The organism is Xanthobacter autotrophicus, from assembly GCF_005871085.1.
Lineage (GTDB): Bacteria > Pseudomonadota > Alphaproteobacteria > Rhizobiales > Xanthobacteraceae > Xanthobacter > Xanthobacter autotrophicus.
Genome location: NZ_VAUP01000004.1, coordinates 54,434 through 73,452, shown reverse-complemented (window position 1 = coordinate 73,452; position 19,019 = coordinate 54,434). Strand labels below are relative to the sequence as shown.

General features: G+C 68.6%; 19 protein-coding genes. 10 read left to right on the top strand and 9 right to left on the bottom strand.

Annotated features, from left to right (window positions below):
• The first annotated feature begins 14 nt into the window (after positions 1-14).
• The 5 genes from FBQ73_RS01370 to phnN all read left to right on the top strand — a co-directional run bounded on the left by FBQ73_RS01370 (position 15) and on the right by phnN (position 4,382).
• Complete coding sequence (locus FBQ73_RS01370) at positions 15-893, top strand: alpha-D-ribose 1-methylphosphonate 5-phosphate C-P-lyase PhnJ (RefSeq protein WP_138397848.1); 879 nt, start codon at positions 15-17, stop codon at positions 891-893.
• On the top strand, positions 890-1,687 hold the full coding sequence (gene phnK / locus FBQ73_RS01365) for a phosphonate C-P lyase system protein PhnK (RefSeq protein ID WP_138397735.1): 798 nt from the start codon (positions 890-892) through the stop codon (positions 1,685-1,687). Before FBQ73_RS01370 ends, phnK begins: the two co-directional genes overlap by 4 nt.
• 104 nt (positions 1,688-1,791) lie before the next feature.
• Positions 1,792-2,607: a phosphonate C-P lyase system protein PhnL gene (phnL, locus tag FBQ73_RS01360; RefSeq protein ID WP_246089500.1), complete on the top strand. Its 816-nt coding sequence runs from the start codon at positions 1,792-1,794 to the stop codon at positions 2,605-2,607.
• A gap of 15 nt (positions 2,608-2,622) precedes the next feature.
• Positions 2,623-3,762 carry an alpha-D-ribose 1-methylphosphonate 5-triphosphate diphosphatase gene (locus tag FBQ73_RS01355; RefSeq protein WP_138397734.1) on the top strand — a complete coding sequence of 380 codons (1,140 nt, stop codon included), beginning with the start codon at positions 2,623-2,625 and terminating at the stop codon, positions 3,760-3,762.
• A complete protein-coding gene (phnN, locus tag FBQ73_RS01350) occupies positions 3,759-4,382 on the top strand; it encodes a phosphonate metabolism protein/1,5-bisphosphokinase (PRPP-forming) PhnN (protein ID WP_210236635.1) in 624 nt (207 codons plus the stop codon). Before FBQ73_RS01355 ends, phnN begins: the two co-directional genes overlap by 4 nt.
• A gap of 220 nt (positions 4,383-4,602) precedes the next feature.
• Here the strand turns inward: phnN and sciP are convergent, their stop codons facing one another.
• The gene (gene sciP / locus FBQ73_RS01345) at positions 4,603-4,878 is read right to left on the bottom strand and encodes a CtrA inhibitor SciP (RefSeq protein ID WP_138397733.1); all 276 of its coding nucleotides are present in this window, start codon (positions 4,876-4,878) and stop codon (positions 4,603-4,605) included.
• A gap of 538 nt (positions 4,879-5,416) precedes the next feature.
• Here sciP and FBQ73_RS01340 point away from each other — a divergent pair.
• The 3 genes from FBQ73_RS01340 (at position 5,417) to FBQ73_RS01330 (ending at position 9,189) form a co-directional block, all read left to right on the top strand.
• Positions 5,417-6,343, top strand: coding sequence for a glycine--tRNA ligase subunit alpha (locus tag FBQ73_RS01340; RefSeq protein WP_210236640.1), 927 nt, complete (start codon positions 5,417-5,419; stop codon positions 6,341-6,343).
• Between the two features lie 67 nt (positions 6,344-6,410).
• On the top strand, positions 6,411-8,636 hold the full coding sequence (gene glyS, locus FBQ73_RS01335; RefSeq protein WP_138397732.1) for a glycine--tRNA ligase subunit beta: 2,226 nt from the start codon (positions 6,411-6,413) through the stop codon (positions 8,634-8,636).
• Between the two features lie 127 nt (positions 8,637-8,763).
• Complete coding sequence (locus FBQ73_RS01330; RefSeq protein WP_138397731.1) at positions 8,764-9,189, top strand: hypothetical protein; 426 nt, start codon at positions 8,764-8,766, stop codon at positions 9,187-9,189.
• Between the two features lie 54 nt (positions 9,190-9,243).
• Here FBQ73_RS01330 and FBQ73_RS01325 read toward each other — a convergent pair whose 3' ends face one another.
• The 6 genes from FBQ73_RS01325 to FBQ73_RS01300 form a co-directional block, all read right to left on the bottom strand.
• Complete coding sequence (locus tag FBQ73_RS01325; protein ID WP_138397730.1) at positions 9,244-10,335, bottom strand: TRAP transporter substrate-binding protein; 1,092 nt, start codon at positions 10,333-10,335, stop codon at positions 9,244-9,246.
• A gap of 258 nt (positions 10,336-10,593) precedes the next feature.
• On the bottom strand, positions 10,594-11,742 hold the full coding sequence (gene apbC, locus FBQ73_RS01320; protein WP_170218702.1) for an iron-sulfur cluster carrier protein ApbC: 1,149 nt from the start codon (positions 11,740-11,742) through the stop codon (positions 10,594-10,596).
• A gap of 400 nt (positions 11,743-12,142) precedes the next feature.
• Complete coding sequence (locus FBQ73_RS01315; RefSeq protein ID WP_138397728.1) at positions 12,143-12,814, bottom strand: uracil-DNA glycosylase family protein; 672 nt, start codon at positions 12,812-12,814, stop codon at positions 12,143-12,145.
• Positions 12,792-13,535: an MBL fold metallo-hydrolase gene (locus tag FBQ73_RS01310; RefSeq protein WP_170218701.1), complete on the bottom strand. Its 744-nt coding sequence runs from the start codon at positions 13,533-13,535 to the stop codon at positions 12,792-12,794. Before FBQ73_RS01310 ends, FBQ73_RS01315 begins: the two co-directional genes overlap by 23 nt.
• Positions 13,536-13,539: 4 nt before the next feature.
• Positions 13,540-14,151 (bottom strand): glutathione S-transferase family protein, encoded by a 612-nt coding sequence (locus FBQ73_RS01305; protein ID WP_170218700.1) that lies wholly within the window; start codon positions 14,149-14,151, stop codon positions 13,540-13,542.
• 127 nt (positions 14,152-14,278) lie between these two features.
• Positions 14,279-14,770: a thermonuclease family protein gene (locus tag FBQ73_RS01300; protein ID WP_138397725.1), complete on the bottom strand. Its 492-nt coding sequence runs from the start codon at positions 14,768-14,770 to the stop codon at positions 14,279-14,281.
• Between the two features lie 155 nt (positions 14,771-14,925).
• Between FBQ73_RS01300 and FBQ73_RS01295 the strand changes: the two genes are divergently transcribed.
• Complete coding sequence (locus FBQ73_RS01295) at positions 14,926-15,966, top strand: sensor histidine kinase (protein WP_138397724.1); 1,041 nt, start codon at positions 14,926-14,928, stop codon at positions 15,964-15,966.
• Positions 15,967-15,969: 3 nt separating this feature from the next.
• On the opposite strand, the gene cobT is transcribed toward FBQ73_RS01295, so the two are convergent.
• Together cobT and FBQ73_RS22640 are read right to left on the bottom strand one after the other, a co-directional pair.
• On the bottom strand, positions 15,970-16,992 hold the full coding sequence (gene cobT, locus FBQ73_RS01290) for a nicotinate-nucleotide--dimethylbenzimidazole phosphoribosyltransferase (protein WP_138397723.1): 1,023 nt from the start codon (positions 16,990-16,992) through the stop codon (positions 15,970-15,972).
• A gap of 230 nt (positions 16,993-17,222) precedes the next feature.
• A complete protein-coding gene (locus FBQ73_RS22640) occupies positions 17,223-18,014 on the bottom strand; it encodes a hypothetical protein (protein WP_170218699.1) in 792 nt (263 codons plus the stop codon).
• A gap of 205 nt (positions 18,015-18,219) precedes the next feature.
• Between FBQ73_RS22640 and FBQ73_RS01280 the strand changes: the two genes are divergently transcribed.
• Positions 18,220-18,816 (top strand): superoxide dismutase, encoded by a 597-nt coding sequence (locus FBQ73_RS01280; protein ID WP_012115295.1) that lies wholly within the window; start codon positions 18,220-18,222, stop codon positions 18,814-18,816.
• Positions 18,817-19,019 lie beyond the last annotated feature (203 nt).

The following is a 19,019-nucleotide window of genomic DNA, read 5'->3' as shown; positions in this document are numbered from 1 at the left end:
GCACCGCCTCCGGCATGCCCGCCATCACCTACAATTTCGCCTATCTCGACGAGCAGACGAAGCGGATGATCCGCCGGGCCATCCTGAAGGCCATCGCCATTCCCGGCTATCAGGTGCCCTTCGCCTCGCGCGAGATGCCCATGCCCTACGGCTGGGGCACCGGCGGCGTGCAGGTGACCGCCGCCATCCTCGGCGCGAACGATGTGCTGAAGGTGATCGACCAGGGCTCGGACGACACCACCAACGCGGTGGCCATCCGCTCCTTCTTCGAGACCACGGCGGGGGTAGCCACCACCACCCGCACGCGGGACGCCACCATCATCCAGACCCGCCACCGCATTCCCGAGGCGCCGCTGCGCGCAGGTCAGGTGATCGTCTACCAGGTGCCCATCCCCGAGCCGCTGCGCTTCCTGGAGCCGCGCGAGACCGAGACCCGGCGTCTGCATGCACTTTCCGACTACGGCCTGATGCAGGTGAAGCTTTACGAGGACATCGCAAGGCATGGCCACATCGCCACGACTTATGCCTATCCGGTGAAGGTGGCGGGCCGCTATGTGATGGACCCCTCCCCCATCCCCAAGTTCGACAATCCGAAGATGGACGACAGCCCGGCGCTGCAATTGTTCGGCGCGGGGCGCGAGAAGCGCATCTATGCCATCCCGCCCTATACCCGCGTGGTGTCGCTGGATTTCGAGGACCATCCGTTCGCGGTGCAGGCCTTCGCCGAGCCCTGCGCCCTGTGCGGCGCCAAGGGTGTCTATCTCGACGAGGTGATCCTCGACGACAAGGGTGGCCGCATGTTCGTGTGCTCCGACACCGACCATTGCGCCACCCGGCAGGCCGAAGGCCACACCGGCTCCATGAGCGCGCCTTATGGGGAGGGCCAGCCATGAGCCAGGAGATGACCTCGCTCCCCGATGCCCCCCTCCTCGTCGCCGAGGGGCTGGCGAAATATTACGGCTCCCGCCTCGGCTGCCGCGACGTGGACCTCACCCTGCACGCGGGCGAAGTGCTGGCCATCGTGGGCGAGAGCGGCTCCGGCAAGTCCACCCTTCTGAGCCTCCTCTCCACCGAGCTTGCCCCCAGTGCCGGGCACGTGTCCTACCGCATGCGCGATGGCGAGATGCGCGACCTCGCGGCGCTGTCGGAGGCCGAGCGGCGCCTGCTCTTGCGCACAGACTGGGGCTTCGTGCGCCAGCATGCGGAACAGGGCCTGCGCATGGCGGTCTCGGCCGGCGGCAATGTGGGCGAGCGCCTCATGGCCGTGGGCTGGCGCCACTACGGCAACATCCGCCAGGAGGCCGCCGACTGGCTCGTCCGCGTGGAGATCGCCACCGAGCGCATGGACGATGACCCGCGCACCTTTTCCGGCGGCATGCGCCAGCGGCTCCAGATCGCGCGCAACCTCGTCACCCGCCCGCGCCTGGTGTTCATGGACGAGCCCACCTCCGGCCTCGACGTGTCGGTGCAGGCGCGGCTGCTGGATCTCATCCGCCAGTTGGTGGAGGAATTCGGCCTCGCGGTGGTCATCGTCACCCACGACCTTGCTGTGGCGCGGCTGCTCTCCCACCGCATCATGGTGATGAAATCCGGCCGCGTGATCGAACAGGGCCTCACCGACCAGGTGCTCGACGACCCGCGCGAACCCTACACCCAGCTCCTCGTCTCCTCGGTGCTCGCCGCATGATGACCGATCCGAACCCTGAGGCTAAGCTCAGTGGAGACGCCCCGGCCCCCTCCCTGCCCTCCCCCGCAAGCGGGAGAGGGTTCCGCCCGCGATCCAGCCCTGTCATGCACGCTCCGGACGCGCAGTCCGGGCTAACGTCGAACGCCGCGGCCGCCACCCGCACAGATGCGCCCCCTCTCCCGCTTGCGGGGGAGGGTTGGGGAGGGGGCACGCCGGCCTCGTCCCAAGGCACCCCCCTCCTCCTCGTCGACAACCTCGGCAAGAGCTTCACCCTGCACCTTCAGGGCGGCCTCAGCCTGCCCGTGGTGGCCGCCGTCTCCTTCGCCGTCCATGCGGGAGAGTGCGTGGCGCTGGGCGGGCCGTCGGGGGCGGGGAAAAGTTCCATCCTCAAGATGGTCTACGGCAATTACCGGGTGGATCAGGGCTCCGTGCAGGTGGCCGATGCCGGCGCTTTGGTGGAGGTGGCAGGCGCCGACCCGCGCCTGATGCTGCGGCTGCGGCGCGCACGCATCGGCTATGTCAGCCAGTTCCTGCGCGTCATCCCCCGCGTGTCGGCCCTCGACGTGGTGGCCGCCCCCCTGCGCGCGGAAGGCGTGGACGCCGAGACCGCCAAGGCCCGCGCCGGCGCGGGCCTGGCCCGGCTCAACCTGCCGGAGCGGCTGTGGGGCCTGCCCCCCGCCACCTTCTCCGGCGGCGAGCAGCAGCGGGTGAACGTGGCGCGCGGCTTCATCGGCTCCCAGCCCCTGCTGCTGCTGGACGAGCCCACCGCATCGCTGGACGCCGCCAACCGGGCGGTGGTGATCGACCTCATCCACGAGAAGAAGGCGCAGGGCTGCGGCCTGCTGGGCATTTTCCACGATGCCGAGACCCGCGACGCCGTCGCCGACCGGGTGGTGGACGTCACCCGTTTTTCCGCCTGAGCCAGGATTGAAGACATGACCGAACAGGTGTTCGCCAATGCCCGCCTCGTCCTCGCCGACGAGATCGTCACCGGACACCTCACGGTGCGCGACGGCCGCATCCATGCGATCGGCACCGGCACGGCGCCGCAATGCGCGGTGGACCTGGAGGGCGATTTTCTCCTGCCCGGCCTCGTGGAACTGCACACCGACCATGTGGAAGGCCACCTCGCCCCGCGCCCCAAGGTGCGCTGGAACCCGCTCGCCGCCGTGCTCGCCCATGACGCACAGATCGCATCGTCCGGCATCACCACCGTGTTCGACAGCCTGCGGGTGTGGCCGGACAAGAAGGCGGTGGGCATGGACGGCGACGCGCCCGTCCTCATCCGCGCCCTGAAGGAGGCCCGCGCCGCCGGCGTGCTGCGGGCCGACCACCTCATCCACCTGCGCTGCGAGGTGCCCACCGACACGGTGGTGGAGGATGCCGCCGCCATCCTCGACACCACCGACGTGCACCTGATCTCGCTCATGGACCACACGCCGGGCCAGAGGCAGTTTGCGAGCGTGGACCAGTTCCGCTCCTATTACATGAAGAAGAGCGGAATCACGGCCGAGGAGATGGATGTGATCGTGGCGACGCGGCTCGATTTCCACGCGCGGTTCGCGCGGGAGAACCGCGCCGGGCTGGTGGCGTTGGCCCACGCCCACGGCTGCGTGGTGGCGAGCCACGACGACGGCACCCCCGAGCATGTGGCCGAAGCCATCGGCGACGGGGTGGCCGTGGCCGAATTTCCCACCACGGAGGAGGCGGCGAAGCTCTCCCACGACGCCGGCATCCGCGTGCTCATGGGCGCGCCGAACCTGGTGCGCGGCGGCTCCCACACCGGCAACGTCTCCGCCGAGGCGCTGGCCCGCGCCGGGCTGCTGGACATCCTCTCGTCCGACTATGTGCCCTCCTCCCTGTTGTGGTCGGCGTTCGACCTCAACCGCCGGGTGCCGTCCATCGATCTGCCGCGGGCGGTGCGCATGGTGACGAAGACCCCGGCCGAGGTGGCGGGCCTCACCGACCGGGGCGAAATCGCCCAGGGCCGGCGCGCCGACCTTGTGCGGGTGACGCTGGCCGGTGACATGCCGGTGGTGCGGAGCGTCCATCGCGCGGGGCAAAGGGTGGCATGACCACGCGGGAGACCGGCGCAGGGGCGACCCTCGACCACAGGCCAGCCGACACGGGGCCGGACGCGCTGCTGGGTCCGGGAACGCTGCTGCTGGTGGTCGGCCCCTCGGGCGCCGGCAAGGACACGCTGATCGACATCGCCCGCACCCGCTTCGCCGACAACACCCGCGTGCTGTTCGCCCGCCGGCTCGTCACCCGCGCGGCCGGCGCGGGGGAGGCCCACGGCACCCTCAGCGAGGCGGAGTTCGAGGCGCTCAGGGTCGAGGGGCGCTTCCCCCTGTTCTGGCGGGCGCATGGGCTCTGCTATGCGCTGGGTCCGGAGGTGGCGCAGGCCATCGCGGAAGGCGGCGTGGTGGTGGCCAACGGCTCCCGCGCCACCTTGCCGGAGGCGCGAACGCGCTTTCAACGGGTGCGCGTGGTGGAGGTGACGGCGCCGGTGGCGGTGCGTGCCGGGCGCCTCGCCGCCCGTGGCCGCGAGGACGCGGCCGATATCGAGGAGCGCCTGTCGCGCGCGCCGGAGGTGGACGTGGCCCCCGACCTCGTCATCGACAATGTGGGCACGCCCGCGGACGGCGGGGAACAGCTCGGCGCCTTCATCGCGGCCGAGCTGGCGGCGGGGTGAGGCTGGATTATTACCCGTGCCACTGCCCTGCCCCCTCTCCCGCTTGCGGGGGAGGGTTGGGGAGGGGGCACACCCGCGCCATAAGCACCGTCGCTGCCAGGCCTGAGAAGACCGCTTGACCCCCACCCTGCCCTCCCCCGCAAGCGGGAGAGGGTTCGCGGTGGCTCCCAGTCAGGGCCGCAGCTTTTCAAACTGAGACATCACTGGGCCGCGCCCGCCCCTATTGCCGGTAATGCTGGATGCGCGTGGTGCGCAGGCCGGGCAGGCCGTGGCGGTCGATGGAGGCCTGCCACGACAAAAATTCATCCACGGTGAGGGTATAGCGCCTGCACGCCTCCTCAAGGGACAGGAGCCCGCCGCGCACGGCGGCCACCACCTCCGCCTTGCGGCGGATGACCCAACGTCGCGTATCCGGCGGCGGCAGGTCGGCGATGGTCAACGGACCGCCGTCCGGGCCGATCACATATTTCACCCTCGGCCGATAGGCATCGGTCATCGCTACGCACCTGCTACACATCAAAACGCAATACAAGATTGCAGCAGCCGATGAAAACTTTGCTAAAGCCGCAGAAAAACAGGATGTTTACTTGTATTAACAGCACATGAACAAGATATTCTCGAAACGTAAAGACCCCGATGTTTTCGCAGAATGCAAATCCGGTAAGATTTCGGGAAGGAATTGGGATGCGCCGCGTGGCGGCAGGGCCCGCCCCGGAGCCCATCCCGGCACACGCGAAACCGTGTCCCGCCTCCGCGCGACCGCATCCGGGCCGAGACACCGGGCCGGATGCTTCCCGCTTCCACCCCTGAGGGGGGTGGCACCCAAGCCCCGCTCCGGCAGCGGAAGGCCGGGCAGGCAAGGCCTTCCGGGCATGGGCCGCGCTCCATTTCCAATGAAGGGGGACCCGGCGAGTTGCCATCCCGCCAACGCCTCTCTAGTGTCCCGCGCGCCTGCGGCGCTGCCGCCCGGCCGTCCCACGAACGGGACGACCGGGCCGCACAGCCGCCGGAAATGGCCTTGCGAGCACATGATGATTGATCCCGCCCTTCCCGCCCACATGCGGCCCGACCGTTCCTTCCAGGCCCTGCTGCTGACCCTTCAGCGCTTCTGGGCAGACCAGGGCTGCGTGGTTCTCCAGCCCTACGACATGGAAGTGGGCGCCGGCACCTTCCATCCCGCCACCACCCTGCGGGCGCTGGGGCCGAAGCCCTGGAAGGCGGCCTATGTGCAGCCCTCCCGCCGCCCCAAGGACGGCCGCTATGGCGAGAACCCCAACCGCCTGCAGCATTATTACCAGTTCCAGGTGATCCTGAAGCCGTCCCCGGACAACCTCCAGGAGCTGTACCTCAAGTCGCTTCAGGCCATCGGCGTGGATCTGGGCCTGCACGACGTGCGCTTCGTGGAGGACGACTGGGAAAGCCCGACGCTGGGCGCCTGGGGCCTTGGCTGGGAATGCTGGTGCGACGGCATGGAGGTGTCGCAGTTCACCTACTTCCAGCAGGTGGCCGGCATCGAGTGCGCCCCCGTCTCCGGCGAGCTGACCTATGGGCTGGAGCGCCTCGCCATGTATGTGCAGGGGGTCGAGAACGTCTACGACCTCAATTTCAACGGTCGCGAGGGGGCTGAGAAGATCAGCTACGGCGACGTGTTCCTCCAGGCCGAGCAGGAATATTCGCGGCACAATTTCGAGGCCGCCGACACCGAGATGCTGCTGGAGCAGTTCCGCATGGCCGAGAAGGCCTGCCACAAGTATCTCGCCTTCGGCGACAAGGGCGAACGCCATGAGATGGCGCTGCCGGCCTATGACCAGTGCATCAAGGCTTCCCACGTCTTCAACCTGCTCGACGCGCGCGGCGTGATCTCGGTGACCGAGCGGCAGAGCTACATCCTGCGGGTGCGCGAGCTGGCGAAGGCCTGCGGCGCCGCCTGGCTCAAGACGGCGGCCGGCGGGGCGGCCTGACGGTCCCTCCCCCGCTTCCGGCCCCCTTCATCGCCCCGCGCGACCCAGATTGATCAAGATTGATCCCATGCCCGACCTTCTCATCGAACTCTTCTCCGAGGAAATCCCCGCCCGCATGCAGGCCCAGGCGGCCGACGGGCTGAAGAAGCTCGTCACCGACGCGCTGGTGGAGCGGGGCCTGCTCTATGAGGGCGCGAAGGCCTTCGTGACCCCGCGCCGGCTGGCGCTGGCGGTACACGGCCTGCCCGGCCGGCAGGCGGACCAGCGGGAGGAGAAGAAGGGTCCGCGCGTCGGCGCGCCGGAAGGCGCCATCGCCGGCTTCCTGAAATCGGCGGGGCTCGCCTCCCTCGATCAGGCCAGTGTGCAGAGCGACCCCAAGAAGGGCGATTTCTATGTCGCCGTGGTGGAAAAGCCCGGCCGCCCCACCCCGGAGGTGATCGCTGACATCATCCCCGCCATCATCCGCGGCTTCCCGTGGCCGAAATCCATGCGCTGGGGGTCTGGCTCCCTGCGCTGGGTGCGGCCGCTGCATTCCATCGTCGCCACCTTCGGGGCGGAGGGGGACGAGCCGGAGGTGGTGCGCTTCGAGGTGGACGGCATCGTCTCGTCCAACGTCACCTACGGCCACCGTTTCCTTGCCCCGGCGCCGATCACGGTGAAGCGGCTGGACGACTGGATGGCGAAGCTTGAGGCCGCGAAAGTGGTGGTCGACCGCGACCGCCGCAAGGACATCATCCTCAACGATGCCAAGGACCTGGCGCTAGCAAACGGGCTTGAGCTGGTGGAGGACGAGGGCCTTTTGGACGAGGTGGCGGGCCTGGTGGAATGGCCCGTGGTGCTCATGGGCGCGTTCGAGGAGCGCTTCCTCGACATCCCGGACGAGGTGATCCGCGCCACCATCCGCGCCAACCAGAAGTGCTTCGTGCTGAAGAACCCGGCCACCGGGCGCCTCGCCAACCGCTTCCTGCTCATCTCGAACTTGGTGGCGAGCGACGGCGGCGCGGCCATCGTCGCTGGCAACGAGCGCGTCATCCGCGCCCGCCTGTCGGATGCGAAATTCTTCTGGGACACGGACCGGGTGAACGGGCTGGAAAGCCGGATGCCCCGGTTCCAGTCCATCACCTTCCACGAGAAATTGGGCTCGCAGGCCGAGCGCATCGAGCGGATCCGCCGCCTCGCGGTGGAGATCGCGCCGAAGGTGGGCGCGCAGCCGGCTTTAGCCGAGGAAGCCGCGCTCTACGCCAAGGCCGACCTGCTCACGGAAGTGGTGGGCGAGTTCCCCGAGCTTCAGGGCCTCATGGGCCGCTATTACGCGCAGGACGAGAACCTGCCGCCGGAAGTCGCCGCCGCCTGCGAGGAGCACTACAAGCCGCAAGGCCCCGGCGACCGTGTGCCCACCGCACCGGTCTCCATCGCCGTGGCGCTGGCGGACAAGATCGACACCTTGGTGGGCTTCTGGGCCATTGATGAAAAGCCCACCGGGAGCAAGGACCCCTACGCGCTCCGCCGGGCGGCACTGGGGGTGATCCGGATCGTGCTGGAGAATGGGCTGCGGATAAGGCTTTGGAGCATTCTGCGTAACAGGGCAATCGAAGTTCTTCAAACCATCAAGCAGCTTCCATTTGAAGAAGCTATTGACTCTATTTCAGCGCTTCCGCCTGATATCCGCACGCTCAAGGGAGTTCAGGCGGCAGAGGATGAGCTGTTGTTTAAGTTCGCATCTTCTGGCTTAAGGCTGACAGTATTCGGCGAGGCTGTGAAGATCGCAGATGACCTCCTCTCCTTCTTCGCCGACCGGCTGAAGGTCCACCTGCGCGAGCATGGTGCGCGCCATGACCTCGTGGATGCGGTCTTCGCCCTGGAGGGCCAGGACGACCTGTTCCTGCTGGTGGAGCGCATGACGGCGCTGGCCCGCTTCCTCGAGACCGAGGACGGCAAGACCCTGCTGGCCGGCTATCGCCGCGCAGTGAACATCCTGCGCATCGAGGAGAAGAAGGACGGCCGCGCCTTCACCGGCCCCACCAATGCCGCCCTGCTCAAGGAGCCGGCCGAGGAGCGCCTCGCCGATGCCATCGAGCAGGTGAAGCGCCGCGTGGCCACCGCCGTGGCCGCCGAGGACTTCGAGACCGCCATGACTGCGCTGGCGGACCTGCGCGCGCCGGTGGATGCCTTCTTCGACGCGGTCACGGTGAATGATCCAGACCCGGCCCTGCGCGAGAACCGCCTGAAGCTGCTGGATGAAATCCGCGCCGCCACCCGCGGCATCGCCGATTTCGACCGCATCGGCGGTTGAGGCTTCCCCTGCCCCGCCGCTTCTCCGGGCGCGGCGGGTTCCCGGCGGCCCATCACATTACGGTGCGTGAACCAAACGCCTCCTGCGCTGTTGACCCGGCATACCGGCACCATCAGGAGACAGGTTCATGAGCGTCATGAAGTTCGCCATTCCGGCCGCCGCCGCCGCCCTCATCGCCCTTTCGGGTGCGAGCCAGGCGCAGACCAGCGGCACTGCGGCCAGCCCCAATACCCAGCACGGCCCCGCCCAGGAAGGCGGCCGCACCCAGGCCACCCCGGGCGTGACCGGCGGCAGCGTCCCCCTGCCCGAGGCTGGCATTCCGCCCACCCCGCGCTCCGGCATCGCGCCCGGTCCCAACACCCATGCCGGTCCCGCCCAGGAAGGCGGCCGCACCCAGGCCACCCCGGGCACGAGCAGCGCCCCCGGCACGCCCACCGTGGACACCACCGGCTCGGTTACGCCGCGTTCCGGCACCGCCCCCGGCCCCAACACCCAGCATGGCCCCGCGCAGGAAGGCGGCCGCACCCAGGCCACCCCGGGCGTGAGCCGCTAAACAAAAAGCCCCGGAGCAGCGCTCCGGGGCTTTTCTGGTCAGCTCAGGCGCGGCTCAGCCGCGGGTGCGGGCGCGCACCATGAAGTCGTCATAGGTGAACTCGACAATCTGCCACCACAGATAGGCGTTGTTGCGGAACGCCTTCATGTCTTCGTAGACCTTTTTGAAGTCTTCGTTCTTGGTGGCAATGTCGTCATAAAGCTGATGCGACGCCTTGTAGGCGGCATCCATCACGTCGTTGGGGTAGCGGCGCAGCTGGGTGCCGGCCTTCACCAGGCTCTGGATCGCCACCGGGTTCTTGGCGTCGTAGCTGGCCAGCATGCTCTCGTTGGCCTGCGCCATGGCGGTGGTCAGCGCCGCGCGATAGTTCTTCGGCAGCTCGGCGAGCTTTTCCTGGTTGACGAAGAAGTTCAGCGCCGCCGAACCTTCCCACCAGCCGGGGAAGTAGTAATACTGCGCCACCTTGTAGAGGCCGAGGCGCTCGTCGTCATAGGGGCCGACCCATTCGGCGGCATCGATGGTGCCCTTTTCCAGCGCCGGATAGATGTCGCCGCCGGCGAGCTGCTGCGGCACCACGCCGAGCTTGGCCAGCACCTGCCCGCCGATGCCGGCGATGCGCATCTTGAGGCCCTGGAGATCGGCCACGGTCTTGATTTCCTTGCGGAACCAGCCGCCCATCTGGCCGCCGGTGTTGCCACCGGGGAACATCACCACGCCGTACTTCTTGTAGAAGTCGTTCATCAGGGTCAGGCCGTTCCCGAACAGGAACCAGGCATTGATCTGGCGGGCGTTGAGGCCGAACGGCACGGCGGTGCCGAAGCCGAAGGTGGGGTCCTTGCCCACATAATAATAGGACGCCGAGTGGCTCATCTCGACGGTCTTGTTCTGGGTGGCGTCCAGCGCCTGCAGGCCGGGGACGATCTCGCCCGCCGCGAACACCTGGATCTGGAACTTGCCGTCGGTGATCTCGGCCACCTGCTTCGCCATCAGCTCGGCGGCGCCATAGATGGTGTCCAGCGACTTGGGGAAGGAGGAGGTGCAGCGCCATTTCACTTCCGGCGCCGACTGGGCGATGGCCGGCATGGCGACAGCGGCGGACGCGGCAACGCCCGCACCGGCGGCGGTCAGGAAATCACGGCGTTTCATGAAGGGCTCCCTAGGCTCTTTGGCGGCTCAGCCTCTCGCAAGGGCCGGCATAGCGCTGTTCTAGAGCACCCCATCACCGGCTGGCAACGCACGGCGGCGGGATCACGGCCCGACTTATCCTAAAGTCACAGAAGCTTGGCTGGTGCGATTGGGCACGCCCGGCGACCCTCCCCCGCAGGCGGGGGAGGGCAGGGTGAGGGCAACGGTGGTTTTCACCGGCACCGCCGGCACCTCTTGGCAAGGGCCGGCCCCCTCACGTCACTCGATGACGATGCGCGGAGCCTGCTTGCTGGACGAGGTGACGCGATCCAGCGCCGCCTTCACGCCCTGCGCCACATGGCGATAGGCGGCGGCCTGCGGGCTCTCAGGATCGGACACGACGATGGGCAGGCCCGCGTCCGACATCTCGCGGATGCGCATGTGGAGCGGGATCTCGCCCAGGAAGGGCACGCCCATCTTGTCCGCCTCGGCATGGGCGCCGCCATGGCCGAAGATGTCGGACCGCCCGCCGCAATGGGGGCAGATGAAATGGGACATGTTCTCCACCACGCCGAGGATGGGAATGTTCACCTTCTCGAACATGGCGACGCCTCGCCGCGCGTCGATGAGGGCGAGATCCTGCGGGGTGGAGACGATGACCGCGCCGGCCAGATTCACCTGCTGCGCCATGGTGAGCTGGGCGTCGCCGGTGCCGGGGGGCATGTCCACCACCAGCACGTCGAGGGGGCCCCACTTCACTTCCTTCAGCATCTGCGAGATGGCGGACATGACCATGGGCCCGCGCCAGATCATCGGCGTGTCTTCCTCCACCAGGAAGCCGATGGACATCAGCTGGAGGCCGAAATTCTCCAGCGGGATCATGGTGCGGCCGTCCGCCGTGGTCTCCGGCTTCTGGGCGACGCCGGAAAGGCGCGGCACCGAGGGGCCGTAGATGTCGGCGTCGAGCAGGCCCACCTTCAGGCCCATGTCGCGCAGGGCGAGGGCGAGGTTGATGGAGGTGGTGGACTTGCCCACGCCCCCCTTGCCCGAGGCCACCGCGATGATGGAGGCGACGCCCGGCACCGAGATGCCGCGCGGGGCCGGCGCGCCATGGGAGTGGCCGTGGCCATGCCCGTGGGCGGCCTGGGGCGCGGGGGCCGGCGGGGCCATCTTGCGCTCGGCGGTGAGGGTCACCAGCGCCGAGACGACGCCGGGAACCGCCTTCACCGCATCCTCGGCGGCGGCGCGCACGCCTTCCCAGGCGCGGGCCTGGGCCGGGTCCACATTGATGGAAAGATAGACCTTGCCCGCGGTGACCACCACGCCGGAGAGGGCGGGCGACACCGAGAGGGCGACGCCCTCCGGGGTGCGCACCGAGGCAAGGGTGGAGCGGACCAGGTCTTCGCTGAGTTCGGCTGTATTGCTCATGGTCTCAACTCTGTTGCCGGTCTCCCGCGCCGTCGACGTTCCGGGGGCAGGCGCGCGGGCCCGGTGTGTGAAAAAGGGAAGTCGCCAATTGAGTCGCATGACATCTCTGAACTACAAAGCCCGACATATGAGCGCTGATGAAAGGTTGGGCAAGGGAGGGGAGTGTCGCGGACAGGTCTGTGGCCGAAAAGAAGCGCTGCTGCTCGCCACCCTGAACCAGCCGGCCCCCTCTCCCGCTTGCGGGGGAGGGCCGGGGAGGGGGCAGGTCCGCGCCACCACCCACGGCTATACGCATTGGAGGCATCGTTGCCCCCTCCCTGCCCTCCCCCGCACGCGGGAGAGGGTTCATACCATTCTGGGTCGTGCAGCAGTTTTTACTACCGGCGGCCCATCCTAACCCCTACCCGCCCGGCCCCAGCGCGCGGGCGATGTCGGCCTGAAGCTGCGGCAGCAGGTCGGCTTCGAAGAAAGGGTTGCGCTTGAGCCAGCCGGTGTTGCGCCAGGAGGGATGCGGCAGGGTATAGACCGCCACCGGGTTCGCCAGCGCCAGCCCGGCGGCGCGCACCTCCCGCCAGTGGTGCACGGTCTGGGTCAGGTTCGCCTTCAGGTGGGCGCCTAGGCCGAGCCGCGCCAGATGATAGGCCTGCGCCGGGCGGCCCACCGCCAGGATCAGCCGGAACGCCGGCAGGGTCGCGAACAAGGTGTCGTGCCAGGTGGCCGCGCATTCGCGCCGGGGCGGCAGGTCGCCGCCGGCCGCATCCTGCCCCGGAAAGCAGAAGCCCATGGGCGCGATGGCGATTCGGGACGCGTCGTAAAACTCGTCGTCGCTCACCCCCATCCATTGGCGCAGCCGGTCGCCGGAGGCATCGGTGAAGGGCCGCCCGCTGGCATGCACCTTGGTGCCCGGCGCCTGGCTCGCCACCAGGATGGCGGCCGTGGCCGACACCCACAGCACCGGACGGGGCTCGTGGGGCAGCGGGGCACCGCGCGGCGCCTCCACGCACACCCGGCAGGCGCGGATTCGCGCCACCAGGGCGTCGACAGCGGGTTCAGATGTCGAGTTCGAGCCCATCCTCAGCCACGATGAAATGGGTGGGGTCCACCTCCCCCCGGCGCGCCCACATGGCGTCGCCCATGTGGGTGAGCAGGATGCGCCGGGCGCCCAGATCCGCCCGCCGGTGGGCGATGGTGCGGTAGGCAAGATGGCCGTAGGGCTCGCCCTCGAAGGCGAAGCTCTCGCAGATGAAGAGATCCGCCCCCTGCGCGATGGGCAGCAAAGCGTCGGTCCACTGGGTGTCGCCGGAGAAGGCGAGGGTACGGGCGCCATCCTCCAGCCGCAGGGCGGTGGAGGGCGCGCCGGAGGGATGGACCACCGCCGCGGTGGTGAGGGTTAGGGCGCCATGGCGGGAGGTGGAGCCGGGCTCCACCTCGGTCACGCTCCAGGCGAATCGCCAGTCGATCTCCCCCATGCCGGGGAACAGCACCTCCATGGCCGCCGTCAGCCGCGCCCGGGTTCCGGGCGGGCCGACGATGGCCAGCGGCCGCTCCCGCAGATGGACAAACTGACCATCCAGTAGGAGGAATGGAATACCACCGAAATGATCTCCATGAAGGTGGCTGATGAACACCGTGTCGATGTCCGCCGAACTCATGTTGAACCTGTTGAAGTTCACGAGGGCGCTGGCACCGAAGTCGAGGGTGGCCTTGTGCCCCTGTGAGGTCAGCAGGAAGCAGCTGTTGCCGCGTCCGCCCGAGCCGAACGCGTCGCCGCAGCCGACCACCTTTAGCTTCATGATATCAAGCCTTTGCGCTCGGCCGGGCCGAGACGGCTGCATGCCAGCGGGCAAGATTTTCGTGGGTGGGGGAAAGCGCCACGCGGATCACGCGCATGAAATCCACAGCCACTAGCAGCGTAATATCCGCCACGGTGAAGCGATCGCCCGCGAGGAACTCCCGGCCGGCCAGGGCATCGTTGAAAAAATCAAGCGCTGCCAATACCTTGGGCTTGTTCGCCTCGCCCCATTCCGGCACCTGCGGCACCTCCATGGTGGCCATACCGGGATTAAGGTGCCTCAATACCATCATGATGGGATAAAGCAGGTCCAGTTCCACCCGGCGCTGCCACATTTCCACCAGCCCCTGCTCCGTCGGCGTCGCGCCGAACAGGTTGGGCTCGGGCTGCAGCGCCTCGAAAAAGCGATAGATTGCAATGGTTTCGCAGATGACGGTGCCGTCATCCAGCACTAGAACAGGCACGCGCTGGCGGGGGTTGAGGCGGGTGAAGTCGCCCGACTTGTGCTCCAGTTTGCCGAGGTCCACCTGGACGGTCGGAACCGAAATACCCTTTTCCGCCAGGAAGATGCGGACACGGCGCGGATTCGGCGCGCGACTTGAATCGTAAAGTTTCATGCCCCTGGCGCCTCCAGCCTCGCCTTCTTTTGCCCAGCGAAAGACCATGCCTGTCCCGGCCGTGCAAGGGCTCCAGCGCAGTGGCGAAGAGCGGAGGCATGCGGCGGCGGCATCCCTGCCCGACCCCTCAGGAGCCGTGGGGATGGGCGGCCCGCCAATCCACCGGCGGCTCGAAGCTGCCGCCCCAGATGCCCCGCCCCGCCGCCCGCGCCTCAGCCTCCATCCCGGCGTAGGCACGGCCGAGATAGGCCACCGCAAAGCCTTGCTGCACCATATGTTCCGACAGATCCACACCGGCCGCCTGGCATACGGCCACAGGCCGGCCATACTGGTCACGCCGGGAGGCGGCGCAGGTCACCGGCGCCGCCCGGAGCGCCTCCTGGAGCATCCGCCGGGCCGCCTCGCCGCAGGCCCATGGCCGGCCCGCCCGCACGCATTCCTGCTTCAGCTCCGGCGCATCGATGCCCTTGAGCCGCACCCGGGTGCCGGCGATGTCCAGGGTGTCGCCATCCACAGCAAACGCATGCCCCGCAAGCGTTTCCTCCCGCTTGAGCAGGTCCACCAGAAGCGCGAGCGCGCCGAGGATCAGCACCGCCAAAACAAGGTCCTTGATGCGCATGCGCAAGCCCTGAAGGTTAAGGGGCCGGACTTTCGGCGACCGCCCGTTAACCCCCCGTTAACCGCGACGGCCCCAGGAGTTGGGAACGCGTTATCCGTCTGGCCCGGTGCCGGTCTCCTGAAAGGACCGCGCCGTCCGCGAAGGGCTCCTGCCGCATGTCCGGCCCCTTTTGCCCCCCGCTCGACGCCGCCGCCAGCTCCCCGCCGGAGCTCGCGGCGCAGGCGGCCGGACTCCCCCTCCCGCCTCCCCTGCCCCTTGCCCGCCCCACCCGCAGCCTTGCCGGTTCCTGGCTCGTGGCCGGTCTGGGCAGCTTCGGCCTGGCGCTGGCGGGCGGGGCGTTGGCCGGAGGTCCCGGCGCCGTCGCCGGTGGTGCGGCTGCACTGATCGCCGCCAGCCTCCTCGTCCTGCGGTCCCAGCGGCTGGAAACCGCCCTGCGCGCGGCCGAGGCGAGGGCCGATGCGGCGGAGGCGGCAGCACGGCAGGCGACGGCCGAAAACCTTGCCAAATCACGGTTCCTGGCCGAGATGAGCCATGAGCTGCGCACCCCGCTGAACACCGTGATGGGCTTTTCCGAGATGATGGCGGACGAGGTGCTGGGCCCCCACCGGGTGCAGGCCTATGGCAGCTATGCGCGGGACATCCACGCCTCCGGCCAGCATCTGCTGGCCCTCGCCGACGACCTGCTCGACCTCGCCCGCATCGAGAGCGGCCACCGCACCCTCATGGAAACGCCGGTACGGCTCGATGCCCTGGCGGAGGACTGCGTCGCCATGATGCGGCCCCTGGCGGCCGGCGCCCGCGTGACCCTGACCGCCGAGGTGACGGGCACGCCGCGCCTGTGGGGCGACGAGCGGGCGCTGCGCCAGATCGCCCTCAACCTCCTGGCCAACGCGGTGAAATTCACACCGCACGACGGCTCGGTGCGGCTGCTCGCGGGGCTGGGCGCCGGGGGCATGCCCTTCGTCGCAGTGGAAGATACCGGCCCGGGCATCACCGAGCGCGAGCTGCCGCTGGGGGCGGCCCATCCCCGGGAAAGCCGCCTCGACCTTGCCACCGGACGCGGCGCCGGGCTGGGCCTTGCCATCGTGCGCGGCCTCGCCGGCCTGCACGGCGGCGCATTGGCGCTGGAGCGGCGGCCGGGCGGCGGCACGCGGGCCGAAGTGACCTTCCCGCCCGCGCGCGCCCTTCAATCCTGAGCTTCAGCCCTCGGAAACTCCGGCCTCGGCGAAGGTGGCCATGCCGCGATGGCAGGCCACCGCCGCCTTCACCACGCCGATGGCCAGCGCCGCGCCCGAGCCCTCGCCCAGCCGCATGTCGAGGTCGAGGATGGGGCGCAGGCCCAGCCGGTCGAGCAGCGCGCGATGGGCCTTCTCCGCCGAGACGTGCCCGGCGAGGCAATGGTCGAGAGAGGACGGGTCGAGGGCGTGGAGCACGGCGGCGGCGGCGGTGACCACGAAACCATCCAGCACCACCGGCACCTTCTCATGACGCGCGGCGATGATGGCGCCGGCGATGGCGGCGATCTCACGCCCGCCGAGCCGCCGCAGCACCTCCAGCGGATCCGACAGATGATCCTTGTGGAACGCCACGGCGTCGCGCACCGCCGCGATCTTGCGCTCCAGCACCTCGCCCGTGGAACCGGTGCCGGCGCCCACCCACTCCTCCGGCGTGCCGCCGTAGAGGCCGTGGCACAAGGCAGCGGCGATGGTGGTGTTGCCGATTCCCATCTCGCCGAGGCACAAAAGATCCGAGCCGCCGGCGATGGCCTCCATGCCGAAGGCCATGGTGGCCGCGCAGGCCTTCTCATCAAGCGCAGCGCCCTGCGTGATGTCCGGGGTGGGATAGTCGAGGGCGAGGTCGAACACCCGCAGCCCGGCGTCGAAGGTGGCGCAGATCTGGTTCACCGCCGCCTTGCCGGCGGTGAAGGTGGCCATCATCTGCTTGGTCACCGCGCCGGGATAGGGCGAGACGCCGCGATCGGCGATGCCGTGAGTCGCGGCGAACACCGCCACCATGGGCCGATTGACCGTGGGCATGGAATTACCCTGCCAGGCGGCGAGGTGGGCGGCGATGGCCTCCAGCCGGCCCAGCGCACCGAGCGGCTTCACCAGCTGTTCCTGCCGGGCCAGGGCTGCCTCCCGCGCGCCCTCGGACGGGCCGGGCATGGTGGCAACGAGTTGGCGGATATCATCGAAGGGCAGGCCGGAGTCGCTGGGATACATGGGCAGGCTACCTGAAGCGGTGCCGGGGCGGTAAGCCCGGCGCGGGAACGGAAAGCCGCTCCATAGAGCCAAAGCGCCTGCGAGCGAAGGGGGAAGAAGGACGAACCGGCTTGGGCAAAGCCGCGAGTCGCGGCTCGGAAGGCGCGGCCTCGGCCCGCCGTCAGGCCTTCCCCAGGCACGCCGCTGGCCTCACCCGCCGGGTGCGGCCAGCCGAAGGTTGCCCGTCCTGCTCAGCGCTCGCTTTGCGACTGCGCCACGTGGTCGCGCAGTTCCTGAAGCGAGGCGAAGCGCACCACGCCATCGGGCAGGTCGGCCTGGATCGAGCCGTCCGAATAGAGCGTATAGGCCATGCCGCCGACGATGCCGGACTTCAGGATGCGCGGCTCCTCCGGCTCGCGGCGGGGTGGCGGAGCGGGGGGCACTGCCGGGGCTGGCTGCTGCTCGGGCGCCGGACGGGCCGGGCGCGGGGGCGGCTCGTAGCCGGTGCGCGGACGCGGCGGGCCGGGAGGCGGCGTCACGGCAGGCTGGGGCTGCTGCGGCTCGGCCCGGCGCTGCAACCGCTGGCGGCGCGCCTCCAGCATGGGATCGGCGGCTTCGGCCTCCGGCTCGGCCGGCGGCGGAAGCGGGGCGTTGCGCGGGGGCGGCGCGATCCGCTCGCGGGTCTCGACCGGCGGCAGGGCAGCAGGCGCGGGCTCAGCGGCGATGGCCTCAGGTTCCGGCGGCGCCAGATCATCCACGGAGAGGCGGGCCTGTGCGCCACGGCCGCCGACGCGCGCCGGATAGGTGCCTTCGGCAGGCGCTTCCGCGCCGGGATAGCTCCGCTCGATCTGCTGGGAGAGGCGCTCAAGCTGGCGCAGCACCAGCCCCATGGCGGTGAGGACGAACCCACCCGAGGCGGCCACCGCGCCGGTGGTGATCAGCGAATTGCCGAAGGTGGACTGGTAGATGACGACGCCGAGCGCGATCACCACAAGCCCGGCCAGTGCGATCAGAACGCCGAGAAGGACCAGGAACCACCACATCTCGCACCCCACTCCCGCTTGCCAGCCTAAAGGCCGCTATACACCAAAGGTGGTACCTCGCCGGGAAAATCGGCCGCATCAAGGTTGTTTGAAGGCAGGCGCCACCCTATCTAGGTGCTCGCTCGGACATGTCGTATACCCGGTGTGGCGCCGGGGCAGCGATTTCGCCCCGAGCACGACGCCGGATAGATTGCGGAGATGTTTCATGTCCTTCACGCTGCCCGAACTGCCTTATGCCTATGACGCCCTCGCCCCCTACATGTCGCGCGAGACGCTGGAATACCACCACGACAAGCACCACCTCGCTTACGTGAACAATGGCAACAATCTCCTAAAGGGAACTGAATTTGAAGGAAAATCCCTTGAGGAGATCGTCAAGGGCTCGTTCGGCAAGAACGCCCCGCTCTTCAACAATGCCGGCCAGCACTACAACCACCTGCATTTCTGGAACTGGATGAAGCCGAACGGTGGCGGCGCCATCCCCGGCGAGATCGAAAAGAAGATCATCGAGGACATCGGCTCGGTCGAGAAGTTCAAGGAAGACTTCATCGCCGCCGGCGTCGGCCAGTTCGGCTCGGGCTGGGCCTGGCTCGCCCTCAAGGACGGCAAGCTGGTGGTGCTCAAGTCCCCGAACGGCGAGAATCCGCTGGTGCAGGGCGCGACCCCCATCCTCGGCGTCGACGTGTGGGAGCACTCCTACTACATCGATTACCGCAACCGCCGCCCCGACTATCTCAAGGCGTTCGTCGACCATCTGGTGAACTGGGATTACGTAGCGGAATTGTACAGCAAGGCTGTCTGATCCGACCGGGTCCAGCGCCTCTTGCCTCCCGGCCCCTGCCGGGAGGCACCTTTGCCGACAAAGCAACAGCGCTGAGCAAATGCTTCTCTTCATGGTGAACGCGTCAACGCGCTCAAGATGATCCGGACACCTCTCCTTGTGTCACGAGGGCAATCCGCCGCAATTTCACACCGGATTTGCCTCAAAATTTTGCAATGCACAGC

Coding starts and splice junctions, on each gene's coding strand:
- phnL (WP_246089500.1), top strand. CDS start 1,792: ATGCACGCTCCGGACGCGCAGTCCGGGCTAACGTCGAACGCCGCGGCC.
- sciP (WP_138397733.1), bottom strand. CDS start 4,878: ATGACCGATGCCTATCGGCCGAGGGTGAAATATGTGATCGGCCCGGAC.
- FBQ73_RS01295 (WP_138397724.1), top strand. CDS start 14,926: ATGTCCGGCCCCTTTTGCCCCCCGCTCGACGCCGCCGCCAGCTCCCCG.
- apbC (WP_170218702.1), bottom strand. CDS start 11,742: ATGAGCAATACAGCCGAACTCAGCGAAGACCTGGTCCGCTCCACCCTT.
- cobT (WP_138397723.1), bottom strand. CDS start 16,992: ATGTATCCCAGCGACTCCGGCCTGCCCTTCGATGATATCCGCCAACTC.
- phnN (WP_210236635.1), top strand. CDS start 3,759: ATGACCACGCGGGAGACCGGCGCAGGGGCGACCCTCGACCACAGGCCA.
- glyS (WP_138397732.1), top strand. CDS start 6,411: ATGCCCGACCTTCTCATCGAACTCTTCTCCGAGGAAATCCCCGCCCGC.
- FBQ73_RS22640 (WP_170218699.1), bottom strand. CDS start 18,014: ATGTGGTGGTTCCTGGTCCTTCTCGGCGTTCTGATCGCACTGGCCGGG.
- FBQ73_RS01305 (WP_170218700.1), bottom strand. CDS start 14,151: ATGAAACTTTACGATTCAAGTCGCGCGCCGAATCCGCGCCGTGTCCGC.
- FBQ73_RS01315 (WP_138397728.1), bottom strand. CDS start 12,814: ATGGGCTCGAACTCGACATCTGAACCCGCTGTCGACGCCCTGGTGGCG.
- phnK (WP_138397735.1), top strand. CDS start 890: ATGAGCCAGGAGATGACCTCGCTCCCCGATGCCCCCCTCCTCGTCGCC.
- FBQ73_RS01355 (WP_138397734.1), top strand. CDS start 2,623: ATGACCGAACAGGTGTTCGCCAATGCCCGCCTCGTCCTCGCCGACGAG.
- FBQ73_RS01280 (WP_012115295.1), top strand. CDS start 18,220: ATGTCCTTCACGCTGCCCGAACTGCCTTATGCCTATGACGCCCTCGCC.
- FBQ73_RS01325 (WP_138397730.1), bottom strand. CDS start 10,335: ATGAAACGCCGTGATTTCCTGACCGCCGCCGGTGCGGGCGTTGCCGCG.
- FBQ73_RS01370 (WP_138397848.1), top strand. CDS start 15: ATGCCCGCCATCACCTACAATTTCGCCTATCTCGACGAGCAGACGAAG.
- FBQ73_RS01330 (WP_138397731.1), top strand. CDS start 8,764: ATGAGCGTCATGAAGTTCGCCATTCCGGCCGCCGCCGCCGCCCTCATC.
- FBQ73_RS01310 (WP_170218701.1), bottom strand. CDS start 13,535: ATGAAGCTAAAGGTGGTCGGCTGCGGCGACGCGTTCGGCTCGGGCGGA.
- FBQ73_RS01300 (WP_138397725.1), bottom strand. CDS start 14,770: ATGCGCATCAAGGACCTTGTTTTGGCGGTGCTGATCCTCGGCGCGCTC.